At 50.8% G+C, this 14,550-nt stretch carries 13 protein-coding genes, 1 tRNA gene and 2 rRNA genes; 4 read left to right on the top strand and 12 right to left on the bottom strand.

Annotated elements, in window-relative coordinates:
- Positions 1-5: 5 nt before the first annotated feature.
- The 3 genes from rrf (ACERJC_RS21750) (at position 6) to rrf (ACERJC_RS21760) (ending at position 367) form a co-directional block, all read left to right on the top strand.
- A 5S ribosomal RNA gene (gene rrf / locus ACERJC_RS21750) occupies positions 6-121 on the top strand.
- 14 nt (positions 122-135) lie between these two features.
- A tRNA-Thr gene (locus ACERJC_RS21755) sits at positions 136-211 on the top strand.
- Positions 212-251: 40 nt separating this feature from the next.
- Positions 252-367: ribosomal RNA gene (gene rrf / locus ACERJC_RS21760) — 5S ribosomal RNA — on the top strand.
- A gap of 144 nt (positions 368-511) precedes the next feature.
- On the opposite strand, the gene ACERJC_RS21765 is transcribed toward rrf (ACERJC_RS21760), so the two are convergent.
- The 7 genes from ACERJC_RS21765 to ACERJC_RS21795 form a co-directional block, all read right to left on the bottom strand.
- Positions 512-1,270, bottom strand: a complete 759-nt coding sequence (locus ACERJC_RS21765; RefSeq protein ID WP_152406209.1) for an amino acid ABC transporter ATP-binding protein — start codon at positions 1,268-1,270, stop codon at positions 512-514.
- A gap of 7 nt (positions 1,271-1,277) precedes the next feature.
- Positions 1,278-2,381, bottom strand: a complete 1,104-nt coding sequence (locus tag ACERJC_RS21770; RefSeq protein ID WP_152406407.1) for an amino acid ABC transporter permease — start codon at positions 2,379-2,381, stop codon at positions 1,278-1,280.
- A 9-nt stretch (positions 2,382-2,390) separates the two neighbouring features.
- Positions 2,391-3,572, bottom strand: a complete 1,182-nt coding sequence (locus tag ACERJC_RS21775) for an amino acid ABC transporter permease (RefSeq protein WP_373672475.1) — start codon at positions 3,570-3,572, stop codon at positions 2,391-2,393.
- Positions 3,573-3,641: 69 nt separating this feature from the next.
- The gene (locus tag ACERJC_RS21780) at positions 3,642-4,667 is read right to left on the bottom strand and encodes an amino acid ABC transporter substrate-binding protein (protein WP_152406207.1); all 1,026 of its coding nucleotides are present in this window, start codon (positions 4,665-4,667) and stop codon (positions 3,642-3,644) included.
- Between the two features lie 425 nt (positions 4,668-5,092).
- On the bottom strand, positions 5,093-5,314 hold the full coding sequence (locus tag ACERJC_RS21785; protein WP_000825639.1) for a putative periplasmic lipoprotein: 222 nt from the start codon (positions 5,312-5,314) through the stop codon (positions 5,093-5,095).
- A gap of 244 nt (positions 5,315-5,558) precedes the next feature.
- Positions 5,559-8,672, bottom strand: coding sequence for an efflux RND transporter permease subunit (locus ACERJC_RS21790; RefSeq protein ID WP_373672476.1), 3,114 nt, complete (start codon positions 8,670-8,672; stop codon positions 5,559-5,561).
- Between the two features lie 11 nt (positions 8,673-8,683).
- Complete coding sequence (locus ACERJC_RS21795) at positions 8,684-9,847, bottom strand: efflux RND transporter periplasmic adaptor subunit (RefSeq protein WP_373672477.1); 1,164 nt, start codon at positions 9,845-9,847, stop codon at positions 8,684-8,686.
- A gap of 405 nt (positions 9,848-10,252) precedes the next feature.
- Between ACERJC_RS21795 and envR the strand changes: the two genes are divergently transcribed.
- Complete coding sequence (gene envR / locus ACERJC_RS21800) at positions 10,253-10,900, top strand: acrEF/envCD operon transcriptional regulator (RefSeq protein ID WP_373672478.1); 648 nt, start codon at positions 10,253-10,255, stop codon at positions 10,898-10,900.
- Positions 10,901-10,941: 41 nt separating this feature from the next.
- Here envR and ACERJC_RS21805 read toward each other — a convergent pair whose 3' ends face one another.
- The 5 genes from ACERJC_RS21805 to ACERJC_RS21825 form a co-directional block, all read right to left on the bottom strand.
- On the bottom strand, positions 10,942-11,106 hold the full coding sequence (locus ACERJC_RS21805) for a DUF2556 family protein (protein ID WP_042324928.1): 165 nt from the start codon (positions 11,104-11,106) through the stop codon (positions 10,942-10,944).
- Positions 11,107-11,188: 82 nt separating this feature from the next.
- Entirely contained in the window at positions 11,189-12,073 is an 885-nt protein-coding gene (yhdJ, locus tag ACERJC_RS21810; RefSeq protein ID WP_373672479.1) for an adenine-specific DNA-methyltransferase, read from the bottom strand.
- Between the two features lie 85 nt (positions 12,074-12,158).
- The gene (gene fis, locus ACERJC_RS21815; protein ID WP_000462905.1) at positions 12,159-12,455 is read right to left on the bottom strand and encodes a DNA-binding transcriptional regulator Fis; all 297 of its coding nucleotides are present in this window, start codon (positions 12,453-12,455) and stop codon (positions 12,159-12,161) included.
- Positions 12,456-12,480: 25 nt separating this feature from the next.
- Positions 12,481-13,446: a tRNA dihydrouridine synthase DusB gene (gene dusB / locus ACERJC_RS21820; protein WP_046489370.1), complete on the bottom strand. Its 966-nt coding sequence runs from the start codon at positions 13,444-13,446 to the stop codon at positions 12,481-12,483.
- 324 nt (positions 13,447-13,770) lie between these two features.
- Positions 13,771-14,511, bottom strand: a complete 741-nt coding sequence (locus ACERJC_RS21825; protein ID WP_286631751.1) for a carbonic anhydrase — start codon at positions 14,509-14,511, stop codon at positions 13,771-13,773.
- Between the last annotated feature and the right edge of the window lie 39 nt (positions 14,512-14,550).

Below are 14,550 nucleotides of genomic sequence, written 5' to 3' on the forward strand. Positions count from 1 at the left end.
ATTTGCCTGGCGGCTGTAGCGCGGTGGTCCCACCTGACCCCATGCCGAACTCAGAAGTGAAACGCCGTAGCGCCGATGGTAGTGTGGGGTCTCCCCATGCGAGAGTAGGGAACTGCCAGGCATCAAATTTAGCGTGCTGATATGGCTCAGTTGGTAGAGCGCACCCTTGGTAAGGGTGAGGTCCCCAGTTCGACTCTGGGTATCAGCACCACTTAATTAGGTTAAAGTTCGGCACAGTAGAAAAGAATTTGTCTGGCGGCTGTAGCGCGGTGGTCCCACCTGACCCCATGCCGAACTCAGAAGTGAAACGCCGTAGCGCCGATGGTAGTGTGGGGTCTCCCCATGTGAGAGTAGGGAACTGCCAGACATCAAATAAAACAAAAGGCTCTGTCGAAAGACAGGGCCTTTTGTTTTTCCTGTGTTGTAGTTCTGATAGACGTAGTGCCATCAGGCGGAATTGGGTACAGAAAAGCAGAAGGCCATCCATCAGGGTGGCCTTTTTGCATTCTGATTAATGTATTACCTGCGATAAAAATGCACGAGTACGTTCTGATTTAGGATGAGCAAAAAACTCATCCGGCGGTGCCTGTTCAACAATTTCCCCGCGATCCATAAAGATCACCCTGTCTGCCACCGTTCTGGCAAATCCCATCTCATGTGTTACGCAAAGCATTGTCATCCCTGACTGCGCCAGGCCAATCATCGTATCCAGCACTTCTTTCACCATCTCGGGATCCAGCGCTGATGTGGGCTCATCAAACAGCATAATTTTGGGTTTCATACATAGCGAGCGGGCAATGGCTACGCGCTGTTGCTGTCCGCCGGAGATCTGTCCTGGAAATTTATGCGCGTGCTCTGCAATACGCACACGTTCCAGGTAGTGCATTCCCAGCGCTTCAGCTTCTTTTATCGGCATCTTACGCACCCAAATGGGCGCCAACGTACAGTTTTGTAGAACGGTAAGATGGGGGAAGAGATTGAAGTGTTGAAATACCATACCGACTTCCTGTCGGACGCGCTCAATATTGCGGATGTCCTCATTCAGTTCAATCCCATCGACAATGATTCGTCCTTGCTGATGTTCTTCCAGATGGTTAATACAGCGGATGGTGGTTGATTTCCCCGAGCCCGAGGGGCCACATAATACAATGCGTTCCCCCTGTTTTACTCGCAGGTTGATATCCTTCAGTACGTGAAACTGTCCGTACCACTTGTTGACGTTTTCCAGCGTAATCATCGCGTCGGCAGGTTGTATTAATAGTTGGCTCATAGAATCCTCAGTGCGGTGTACGCCCGGTGTTAAAGCGCTTTTCCAGATGCTGGCTGTAGCGCGACATGCTGAAACAAAAAATCCAGTAGATCAGAGCAGCGAAGACATACCCTTCCGTCGACATACCCAGCCAGGCCGGGTCAACCGTCGCTTGTTGCACGCTGCTGAACAGATCGAACAAGCCGATGATGATGACCAGGCTGGTATCCTTAAACAGGGCAATAATCGTGTTGACCAGCCCAGGGATGACCAGCTTCAGGGCCTGGGGAAGAATGACCAGTCCCTGGGTTTTCCAGTAGCCTAACGCCAGCGACTCTGCTGCTTCGTATTGCCCTTTTGGTAATGCCTGCAGTCCCCCACGAACCACTTCTGCGACGTAGGCTGACTGAAAGAGGATTACGCCAACCAGCGCCCGAATAAGTTTATCAATGCTGGTTCCTTCTGACATAAACAGCGGCAGCATTACCGAAGACATAAACAGTACGGTGATCAACGGTACGCCACGCCAGAACTCGATAAAAATGACGGATAAGATCCGCACGACGGGCATGTGGGATCGACGTCCCAGTGCCAGCAAAATCCCTAAGGGCAACGCCCCCGCGATCCCGACTGATGCGATGATTAAGGTCAGCGTCAGCCCACCCCATTGGCGCGTTTCAACACGATCCAGCCCAAGGAAACCTCCATACAGCAAGAACCAGACAACGATCGGGTAGATGACGGCCCAGCCGGCGATATAGCGTCCGCGACGCGGCAACGCTTTCCAGAACATCGGAACAATGGAGCCCAACCCGATGATCAACGCCAGGTTGATACGCCAGCGCTGGTCGTGTGGGTACAGCCCATACATGAACTGTCCAAAACGTTCATGAATAAACACCCAGCAGGCACCCGCTTTGGTACAGTCAGCACGAGTGGAACCCACCCAGTTGGCCTGCAGGAACGCCCAGTTCAGCAAGGGAGGAATTAACTCCCACATCAGCCACAGACAGAACAGCGTCAACAGGCTGTTTGACCAACTGGAAAAGAGATTTTTACGTACCCATAAGATCGAACGACCAGGACCGTTACTGGCCGGGCGCATGGGATGAGACAGCAATGCTTTTGTCATCATGGTTCCTTAGCGCTCAATGAGGGCGATTCGCCGGTTATAGATGTTCATCAGCAGCGAGATGGTCAGGCTAATTATCAGGTACACCGACATTGTAATGGCGATCGTTTCAATGGCCTGCCCCGTCTGGTTAAGCACCGTGCCGGCGAACAGCGATACCATATCGGGATAGCCAATGGCGGCAGCCAGCGATGAGTTTTTCACGATATTCAGGTACTGACTGGTCAGTGGCGGAATAATGACGCGTAACGCCTGAGGAATGATGACCTGGCGAAGTGTCACGGTATTGGGCAACCCGAGAGAACGGGCGGCTTCATGCTGACCGTAGGGAACGGCCTGAATACCGGCACGAATGATTTCGGCAATAAATGCTGAGGTGTATACCGACAACGCCAGCGTCAGGGCCGCCAGTTCAGGAATGAGCACCATTCCGCCACGGAAGTTGAAGCCGCGTAGCTGTGGAATATCCCAGTGCAGCGCCGCACCAAAAAGCCAGTGCGCGATGAGCGGCAGCAGCACAATCAGGCTTAATGCCGTGGGCCAGGTTCTGCGTAACTGTCCCGTTTTCATCTGATGCATTTTATTGAAACGGAACAGACCCACGGACAGCGCAATAGCAATTGCTGTCGAGAGCACGAAAGCGAGCACGCCTTCTCCTAACTGTGGCGACGGGATATAGAGTCCGCGATTGCTTAAAAAGACCATCTCCAGCGCGCTGGCGGCCTGGCGGGGGCCGGGTAAATTGCGCAGAACCGCGAAGTACCAGAAAAAGATTTGCAGGAGCGGCGGGATGTTACGGAAGGTCTCGATATAAACCGTTGAGAGTTTACGCAGTAACCAGTTATCCGACAGGCGCGCCAGCCCGAGAAAGAAGCCGATAAATGACGCAAAGACAATACACAGCGCGGAAACCAGTAGCGTATTAAGCAAACCCACCAGAAAAACGCGTCCGTATGTGTCACCCTGCTGATAGTCGATCAGGTGCTGGACAATGCCAAATCCAGCGCTACGGTCGAGAAAGGCAAAGCCCGAGGTAATGCCGCGACTGCTTAGATTATTTATCGTGTTATGAATGAGATAGATTGCAACTGCAACGACCGCAAGAATGGCGAGGATCTGGAACAGCCAGGCGCGGACCGCAGGGTTTGAAAAGGAGAGTGACCCTTTTACACTTGAGCGGCGATGGAACATAAGAAAGCCTCGGTAACCATGACTCTGAACTGAGCGCCGCCTGTGCGGCGCCCGTTACATCACAACGAATTAACGCACTGGCGGTGCGTATTGAATGCCGCCGTTATTCCAGAGATTGTTCTGTCCACGTTTGATCTTCAGTGGGCTTTCCGATCCGACGTTGCGCTCAAAGATCTCCGCATAGTTACCCACCTGCTTGATGATGTTGTAAGCCCATTTATTGTCGAGCTTCAGATCTTTGCCGTAGTCGCCTTCTTTGCCCAGCAGATGCGCCATGTCTGGTGTCGCAGGGTTCGCCGCTTTCTCATCGACATTCTTCGACGTCACGCCCATCTCTTCGGCATTCAGCATGGCAAACAGCGTCCAGCGCACAATAGAGAACCACTCGTCATCTCCACGACGAACAACCGGGCCCAGCGGCTCTTTCGAGATCACTTCTGGTAGCACAAGCCACTCGGCCGGATTGCTGAGTTTGATACGCAGGGCATAGAGTTGGGACTGGTCAGAGGCGAGGGTATCGCAACGTCCTGATTCCAGCGCTTTTGCCGACTCATCTGAGCGGTCAAAGGTGACCGGGGTGTATTTCATGTTGTTGGCTTTGAAATAATCCGCCACGTTCAGTTCCGTATCCGTTCCCGCCTGAATACAGACGGTGGCGCCATCTAACTCTTTCGCGCTTTTCAGGCCCGCTTTGTTGTGGGTCAGGAAGCCGATGCCATCGTAATAGGTGACGCCAGTAAAGGACATACCCATTCCGGAATCACGCGAAGAGGTCCAGGTGGTATTACGGGAGAGAAGATCGACTTCGCCAGACTGTAATGCGGTGAAGCGTTCTTTTGCGGTGAGTGGGGTATATTTTACTTTTGTATCATCTCCCAGGACGGCGGCAGCAACGCCACGACAAACATCCACATCTATCCCGGAGAATTTCCCGTTCGCATCAGCGTAAGAAAAACCGGGAAGACCGTCACTGATACCACATTGCACGAACCCTTTCTTTTTTACAGCATCCAGCGTTGTACCCGCATGTGCCTGATTGGCAATCGCAAGCAGCACGCCGGCCGCAGCCAGTGTGGCTATCATCATCTTTTTCATAATGCATCCTGTGTGGCAAAGAAATTATTGTTATAGAGAGACGTTCTGCAACGTCTTTAACCTGTCTGTGGCATTGGCCATACTCTTTTAAGCAAAGGTAGTGCCAGGTTTTGCGCACGAATATCCGACGCAATAAGCAGAGTGTAGACAGGAAAAAATAAACTCAGCGCCCTGAAATGGTGCGAAATTGAAACGTAAGCCACATTTTGGAGCAAAATATTTAAAACAATGCTCGCGAAGTGAAATAACAGTTTCGGGCGTGAATATCGAGAGGGTGAGTATTGAAAGATAAATGAAGAAAAGAAGAGGGCGGGACGTTATTGATAATTAAAATGTAATGGGATATCTATTTTTCAACACATTGTATGATATGAAAAAAGGTGATCTTAGGCTAAGAGCGCGGCATGTTCCGCGCTCTGAGAATGTTATTTTGACAGCGCGATGATCCCCATCGTCAGGCCCGCAACAGCGGCGGCCCCGCCAGCAATCGCGCCAGCGGTTTCCCAGTTATCCTGAGTCGTCCCTTTCATACAGGTATTGGTATGAACGAGGCGTCCCTGATCGTCATAAACCGGAACGCAGGGGGAATCGTGTGCACAGCCCGCCAGCAATGCCGTGAGCAATGCCACTGGAATTAATCTTTTCATGGTGTTACCTCAAAAATAAGCGTTCCGCGAAATGCAGTAATAGTGAATGCTGCTTTGCGAATACGAACCAAATTTTACCACCGCTTAAAAAAAGATTGGCATATGGAATAATCTCAATTCATGTGGATTGTAAAAATAATGGAGGCGCAAGTTTCGTATTACGCAGAGTAAATGACTATCTGTTTAATAAATAAAGAAAGATATTGAAAGGATAAAGGCGTCCGTCGACGCCTTTATTTACACATTAGCTCTGGGATTTGTTAAAACGGCCTCTTACTACGACAAAGAATGCCGGGACAAAGAAGATGGCCAGCAGCGTTGCTGTCAGCATTCCTCCCATCACACCGGTTCCGACCGCATTCTGGGCACCGCTCCCCGCTCCCCGACTAATGACCAGCGGCATTACGCCGAGGATGAATGCGAGTGAGGTCATCAGAATAGGGCGTAGGCGCATGCGTGCCGCCTCAAGCGTTGCCTCTATCAGGCCACGACCTTCTTTCTCCATCAGATCCTTGGCAAATTCCACGATCAGAATGGCGTTTTTCGCGGAAAGGCCAATCGTGGTTAACAGTCCGACCTGGAAATAGACGTCGTTATTCAGCCCACGCAGGGAGGCGGCCAGAAGCGCGCCAACTACACCGAGCGGGACAACCAGCATCACCGAGAACGGAATGGACCAGCTTTCATACAGTGCGGCAAGGCAGAGGAACACGACGATCAGTGAGATGGCATACAGTGCCGGTGCCTGATTACCAGACAGACGTTCCTGATATGACATTCCCGTCCAGTCATGGCCGATGCCATTGGGCAATTTTGACGCGAGATTTTCCATCAACGCCATCGCCTCACCGGTGCTTCGGCCTGGTGTAGCCTCACCCAACAGTTCCATTGATGGCATGCCGTTGTAGCGTTCCAGACGCGGAGAGCCATACACCCAACGGGCGGTGCTGAAGGCTGAGAAGGGCACCATCTTGCCGTTGGCGCTGCGAACGTACAGATTGTTGATGTCCTCTGGCAGCATACGGAATTTCGCATCCGCCTGAACATAGACTTTCTTCACGCGTCCGCGGTCAATAAAGTCATTAACGTAGGAACCACCGAGTGATGCCGAGATCGTTTGGTTAATGTCTGACAGTGCAACGCCAAGCGCCTGCGCTTTTTCCTGGTCAACATCCAGCTTGAACTGCGGGGTATCCTCCAGACCGTTAGGACGAACACGGACCAGCAGATCGGCGTGCTTAGCCACCATGCCCAATAGCTGATTACGTGCTGATGTTAGCCCGGCGTGACCCAGCCCGCCCTGGTCAATGAGCTCAAAGTCGAAACCGGTCGCGGTGCCCAGTTCAATAATTGCCGGCATGTTGAAGGGGAAGACCATTCCATCCGTTATCTGACTGAACGCGTGGGTCGCGCGCGCAATCACCGCTTCGACGCTGTTTTCCTTGCCGCTACGTTCATCCCAGGGTTTTAGGCTAATGAAAGCCAGACCCGCGTTCTGCGCCTGGCCGCTAAAGCTGAAACCATTGACCGTAAACACGCTCTCAATATTCGCTTTTTCGTTATTCAGGTAGTAATGCGTAACCTGATCTAACACTTTTTGGGTTCGTTCCTGGGTTGCCCCGGCAGGTAACTGAATCATGGTCATGAACACACCCTGATCTTCTTCAGGCAGGAAGGAGGTAGGGAGACGTAGAAACAGTATCGCCATCCCGACGACAATCAGGATGTAGATAATCAGGTAGCGCCCGGTGTTGCGTACAATACCGCTGACGCTGTGGGTGTAGTGGTTAACGCTGAGGTCAAATTTTGCATTAAACCAACTGAAGAATTTCCCTTTCTGCTCGTGGTGTTCGGCGGATACTGGCTTAAGCAGCGTTGCGCAAAGTGCCGGAGTCAGGATCAATGCCACCAGAACGGAGAGCGCCATTGCGGATACGATAGTGATAGAAAACTGGCGGTAAATCGCCCCGGTGGAGCCGCCGAAAAAGGCCATCGGGATGAAGACGGCAGACAGCACCATCGCGATCCCAACCAGCGCCCCCTGGATTTGGGACATGGATTTCTCCGTTGCCTCTTTGGGCGGCAACTTGTCCTCCATCATCACGCGTTCAACGTTTTCCACCACCACAATAGCGTCATCGACCAGGAGGCCTATCGCCAGTACCATCCCGAACATCGTCAAGGTGTTGATCGAGTAACCAAACGCCGAGAGGACCGCAAACGTACCCAGCAGCACGACGGGAACCGCAATTGTCGGAATGAGCGTTGCGCGGATGTTCTGCAAAAACAGATACATCACAAGGAAAACCAGTACGATCGCTTCGAAGAGCGTTTTCACGACTTCGTGAATGGAGATCTTCACAAATGGCGTTGTGTCGTACGGATAGACCACTTTCATCCCTTGTGGGAAGAAAGGTTGCAGATCAACGAGTTTGGCTTTGATCGCGCTGGCGGTATCCAGGGCGTTGGCGCCGGTCGCCAGTTTGACCCCTAGGCCAGCGGCTGGCTTACCGTTAATTCGGGCGACAACGTTATAGTTTTCTCCCCCAAGTTCGATACGCGCAACATCGTTAAGGCGCACGGTGGAACCGTCACTGTTTACCCGTAATGTGACTTTGCCGAATTCCTCAGGATCTTTCAGACGCGTCTGCGCGATGATGGAGGCGTTCAACTGTTGACCCGGCAATGCTGGCGTTCCGCCCAACTGACCGGCTGCGATCTGGTCGTTCTGCACTTTCAACTGATTGATGACATCAACCGGCGTGAGCTGGTATTTGTTCAGCAGATTGGCATCAAGCCAGATACGCATCGCGTACTGTGCGCCAAACAGTTGTACATCACCCACACCGCTCAGGCGGCTGATCGTATCTTTCACGTTTGAGGCGACGTAGTCGGAAATATCGTCCTGAGTCGTTTGCGGATTGTCAGAGACGAACCCTGCGACTAACAAGAAGCTGCTGCTCGATTTTTCTACGCTAATCCCTTGTTGTTGTACTTCCTGAGGCAGCAACGGCGTCGCCAACTGCAGTTTGTTCTGCACCTGAACCTGAGCGATATCCGGGTCGGTCCCGGACTGAAAGGTTAACGTGATGGTCACGCTACCTGCAGAGTCGCTGGTGGACGACATATACATCAGGTTATCGATACCGTTCATATTCTGTTCGATAACCTGCGTCACGGTATCTTGCACCGTTTGCGCATCTGCCCCTGGATAGGTCGCGGAAATCGCAACCGCAGGTGGTGCGATAGTCGGGTATTGCGCAACAGGCAGTTGCATAATCGCCAGGGCTCCCGCCAGCATCAGAATGATGGCGAGTACCCAGGCAAAGATCGGACGTCTAATGAAAAAGTTTGCCATATCCGGTGACCTTATTGCGCCGCTTTCGCCGCAGGGGTATTGGCATCCGTGGTGGCTTTCACTTTCACGCCGGGATGGGCTTTTTGTATTCCGCTGACGATCACCTGGTCGCCGGGCTGTAAGCCTTCGCTAATCAGCCATTTGTCACCGATGGCCTGTGAAGCGATAACGGTGCGCGGTTCAACCAGGCTTTGGTTATTGACGACCAGCACTGTCGCATCACCGCGAGGTGTTCGCGTTACGCCCTGCTGGGGGATCAGAATGGCGTTTGGTTGAACGCCTTCGTCGATTCGTGCGCGAACAAACATCCCCGGCAGCAGAGTATGCTGCGGGTTAGGGAATACGGCGCGGAGGGTGATGGAGCCCGTGCTTTCATCCACCGTGACATCAGAGAACTGCAGTGTCCCTTTCAGGGGATACGCACTACCATTTTCCATCAGCAACTGGACGCTGCTGCTGGCGCTGTCCTTATGCAGGCTGCCCTGTTCAACGGACTGCTTAAGGCGCATAAAGTCGCTGCTGGACTGTGTGACATCGACATAGATAGGATCGAGTTGCTGTACGGTAGCCAGTGCCGTTGCCTGACCGTCGGTCACCAGTGCGCCTTCAGTGACGCTGGATTTGCCAATCCGGCCGCCGATCGGCGAGGTAACCTTGGTGTAAGCCAGATTAATGCGTGCGCTTTCAACGGCGGCTTGCGCGGCGATAACTACCGCATCGGCCTGACGCGCATTCGCAATCGCCTGGTCGTATTCCTGTTGACTGATATATTTTGTCCCAACCAGCGGGGCATAGCGCTTTACCGTCAAACGGGCGATGGCAGCAGCGGCTTCACTTTTCGCCAGATCCCCTTTCGCGCTGTCGTAATTCGCCTGCAAGGTGGCAGGATCAATTTGATACAGCGACTGCCCGGCCTCAACATCGCTGCCCTCGGTGAAATTCCTTTTGAGGACAATACCACTGACCTGTGGACGCACCTCTGCAACGCGGAATGCAGAGGTGCGTCCGGGTAGTTCGGTCGTTACCGCTAATGGCGCGGAGGTGACCACATGAACGGTCACCTGCGGTTCAGTTGCCTGAGCTTGCTTATCTCCCTGATCGTCACAACCGGCAAGCAACGCAGCAGAGATGAGGATAAATGAGGGCAGGAGTGAAAACCTGGCATGTTTCGTCATTACTGTTCCTTAAAAACCAATAGCTCGTTATTTACCGGATAACGGTAAGGCGATAACGTGCACGAAGAAATAACAGTTGGCTATCCTACAAATTATTATCGTGCGATGTAAGTAATACTTATTTTATGCTCTGGGTTACGGCACGTAAAAGCAAAAAGAAGAGGTGCTTACCTTTTCATTCTGTTTTGTTTTGTTATGTTTTTTTGGATATTAATATGTTTTGAAATATATATTCGTGGTGTGAATATTTGTATTGATTTTATTTGTGGTGTTTATTTGAATGTTTTGTGCTGAAGTGGTTCGCTTTTATGCCATCTCTGAATGGATGAAATGATACAGTTATTTTTATCGACGATTTCGAATCGTCGTATTCATTTTTTTATTCTTCCTCTGATACGATAACCTATGGCTAAGAGAACAAAAGCCGAAGCGTTGAAAACGCGGCAACATTTGATTGAAACAGCAATCATCCAGTTTGCCACGCGAGGCGTTGGCAACACGACGCTCAACGACATTGCGGACGCGGCTCAGGTCACACGGGGCGCTATCTACTGGCATTTTGACAATAAAACGCAGCTTTTTAATGAACTCTGGCAGCAGCAACCGCCATTACGCGATCTTATTCAGGAACGGTTAACGTTGTATGTTTGCGATAATCCGCTACAGCAGTTGCGTGAGAAGCTAATCGCAGGGTTGCAATATATCGCAGAGATTCCCCGGCAGCAGGCGTTGTTGCAAATTTTATATCATAAATGCGAATTTCATGAGGGCATGATATCAGAGCAAGAAATACGAGAGAAAATTGGATTTAGCCAGAAGGGACTACGCGACGCATTGCAGGCGAGTATGGCGGAAGGATTGATTTCCAGAACGCTGGATTTAGACGTCGTCTTAATTATTATTCACGGTAGTTTTAGCGGTATTGTGAAAAACTGGTTGATGAATCCCACCCGCTACGATCTTTATCAGCAGGCCCCGTTGCTGGTGGATAATGTATTAAGGATGTTAATTACTGACGAAAATGTCATGCAGTTAATGCCGGAAAAAACGTGAAAAAATAAATTTAATCATTTCTCCTGCTTATCAATCAAACGCTATTGCAGATCGGTGCAGTTGACCAGTTTGAGCGGATTAACAGAATCCATATTGCGGCATTTATCGACTTCCGTGGTGATCAGCTCAATCCACTGAATCAGTAAGGCATCAAAAAGGAAAACGGAGACGGCAAACACAACCAGCCACCAATACTTACGAATCATTGCTAAATCCTGTGTATTCATGCCCAAGCGTGCAGGAAATATACACGAAAAACGCGTTCAGAAAAGCAGGATTACAATGCTTTTACTTTGCTGTGATCTTCACCACATCCGATGCCGTTCGGCTCTTTTTCGACAGGTTTTTAGTCTTTCTCTTTTTGACTTTCGTCAGCTCTTCCGGGGAGTAGTGTGAGCTGATGTTCAGCCGCCTGATCCCCATCTTCACATACTCGTTATTGACGTCAATGCCGATGAATTTACGCCCCGATTCCACGGCCACGGCACCTGTCGTAAAGCTGCCAGCGAAGGGATCCAGCACCGTATCGCCAGGATTTGAGGAGGCCAGAATGATCCGCTTTAACAGGGCGATAGGTTTTTGCGTCGGATGGTTTTCATATTCATCCATCAAATATCGTACGCGGGGGAATTCCCACACGTTGCCCGGAACTTTTTGGGTGTTGTATGGCTGTGGCGGGTTTTTACGGTAGTCGATTAGCGCTCTTTGCGCGCCGGTTTTGGTTTCGACCAGAATGGCGTCACTGTTGAATGTGTACTGTCTGGCATCTTTGACCATCATCAGGATGGGTTCATACATTGAGCCAAAGAATTTCTTCGCCTGTACGCCTGAACTGTCATAAGACCAGACGATCCGGCTTTTGATGGTAAACAGCGTTCTGCATTTGAGATCGATATGCGGCATGTTTTCGGTACTGTTCATGATGTACATCGTGCCCTGTTTTTTCAGTACCCGATGGCACTCTTCTATGCACGCAAACAGCCAGCCCAGGAAGACGACCTCGTCCCAGGACTCCACCATGCCGTCAAAATCCTTTCCGATATTGTAAGGCGGGTCGGCAAAGATTAAATCGACGCTTTCAGCGGGGAGTTTTTTGAGTTCTGTCAGCGCATCTCCGTGGACGATCGACGCGGATTCATCACCAAAGTACTGTGGTTCAAATCGTGAGTTCATACCTGCTCCACAAAAGATGCGTATAAAAAAGGCGCTTCCCCATGCCGAGTAGCGCCTTTTTAAACAAGCAATTAGCTAATCGAGATTAGTTCATGCCGTATTTTTTCAATTTTTTACGCAGCGTACCACGGTTGATGCCCATCATCAGAGCAGCACGGGTCTGGTTACCACGGGTGTATTGCATCACCATGTCCAACAGGGGCTGTTCTACTTCAGCCAGTACCAGCTCATAGAGGTCATTAACATCCTGACCGTTCAGTTGAGCAAAATAGTTCTTCAGTGCCTGTTTAACCGAGTCACGCAGGGGTTTTTGGGTTACCTGATCCTGAGAGTTAACGGTAGAAACGGTCAGTACGTCAGAATTTACGCGTTGTTCGAACATAGTTCTGTCAGCTCTTTATTTCTGTTTACGCAAAATTTTCGAAGTATGCCTCCAACGCCTCCAGCTGTTCGCTGGCATCCTCAATGGCGTTGAATGTGCGCCGAAACTGGTCATTTGGAGCGTGCTCCTGGAGATACCAGGAGACGTGTTTACGCGCGATTCGGTACCCTTTTGCCTGGCCATAAAAGTCATGCAGTTCCCGAACATGCGCACAAAGCAAGCGCTTAACCTCTGCCAGAGGCAGGGGGGATAGCAACTCCCCAGTGTCCAGATAATGCTGGATTTCCCGAAAGATCCAGGGTCTTCCCTGAGCTGCGCGGCCTATCATCAGGGCATCAGCCCCCGTATAGTCAAGCACAGCTCTGGCTTTAAGCGGGTCAGTAATGTCACCATTCGCGATAACCGGAATGGAAACTTTCTGCTTAACTGCCCGAATACTGTCGTACTCAGCGTCTCCATTGAACAAACAGGCGCGGGTGCGTCCATGAATGGTCAGAGCCTGAATGCCACAGTCTTCAGCCAGTTGGGCAATCTCTACGCAGTTACGGTGTTCCGGAGCCCAGCCGGTGCGAATCTTCAGGGTCACAGGAACGTCCACTGCATTAACCACCCCGGTTAGTATCGACTTCACTAAATCCGGGTACTGCAAGAGGGCTGAACCTGCGAGCTTGCGATTCACTTTTTTAGCCGGGCACCCCATATTGATATCAATAATCTGGGCACCGCTTTCCACGTTAATCCGTGCGGCATCGGCCATCTCAACAGGATCGCTACCGGCAATTTGCACCGTGCGAATTCCTGGCTCATCAACGTGCACCATCCGTAAACGGGACTTATCGCTTTCCCAAACCTGCGGGTTAGACGACATCATCTCGGATACGGTCAATCCGGCTCCCATCTCATAACACAGCGTCCGAAAAGGTCTGTCAGTGATGCCAGCCATGGGCGCTGCAATCAGGCGATTTCTAAGCTGGTATTGTCCGATGCGCATGAGTTAAGAAATGACCATACTGTGACTGCAAGGCGGCGTATATTACGCATTTTTTGCACGAGATGAAAGGCCAAACTTTAACCAATCCTCTGAGGTGGATCAAAGAATCGCCGTTAAAGTAAACGCCATTAAATAATTAGCCATACAAATCATTGCGTTATAAAAATGTGACGAAAATCTGTACGCGTATAATTTTGCGTAACTTCTCATTTTTTCTTCGCAACGACGGGGGCTGACAAGATAATCTGCTGAATTAATCAGCAGATTATCGTGACTTAATGTGACTATGCTCTCATTTCAGCAGATGATTGTGCAGTGAAGGAATTATTCAACCACTACCCGGCCGTTGAGCGGCTGTGTTGGGCGACTGTTATCGTGATGCATGGTGTGAGTAAATTTCTCCAGTTGTGCAGTGGAGAGCGTCAGAGGATGTTTAAGGACAAGCCAGGTCACGCCCTCAGAACAGGGAGGGGTTGTGAGCGAACCACTGAAACGCCAGTAGGTTTTATCCTTAGGCAGCAAGGCGTTGAGGTCCATCTGCGCGGTGATTTTCACGTCCTGCTCCGCTTTCTCAGGCATTGTTGCCCAAAGCTTTTCCAGCTCTGCGTTGGCCGCCCCTTTATCGAACATGACTGCGACGACCGCCACCGCCCCTTTTGCATCTTTGTGCACAAGATGCATCTCCATCGCGTAATGTTTTCCGTGTAGGGTGTTTTCGCTCGGGGTGTGAAAGTGGAACTGTTGCAACGTGAAGGGGACACCATCTATCGATACAGTATCCGCAGTGGTGTTTTTCAGTCCGGCCTGAATCGTATGCCCATTATTGAGAAGCGTTATCGGGCCATCGGAGTAGTGAATACTGAGTGGAGATAGATGTGCTTTAAGCGTGGTCTCAATGTTAATCGGGGATTGATTCATGCCTGCCTGACAGGTTTTATATTCTTCATTGAGGGCGCTCCAGTGTTCCGGAGAGCCTTCACCTTCATAGCTCCAGTGCGACGCCATCGCGGTGAACGGCATAATGCTTAACGCCAGGAGTGCTGCCTTGCTCAAAAATGGCTTCATAATATTCTTCCATTAAATAAAATAGATTTTTATATTCGT

This window comes from Citrobacter telavivensis (assembly GCF_041807075.1).
In the GTDB taxonomy this organism is placed as follows: Bacteria; Pseudomonadota; Gammaproteobacteria; order Enterobacterales; family Enterobacteriaceae; genus Citrobacter_A; species Citrobacter_A telavivensis.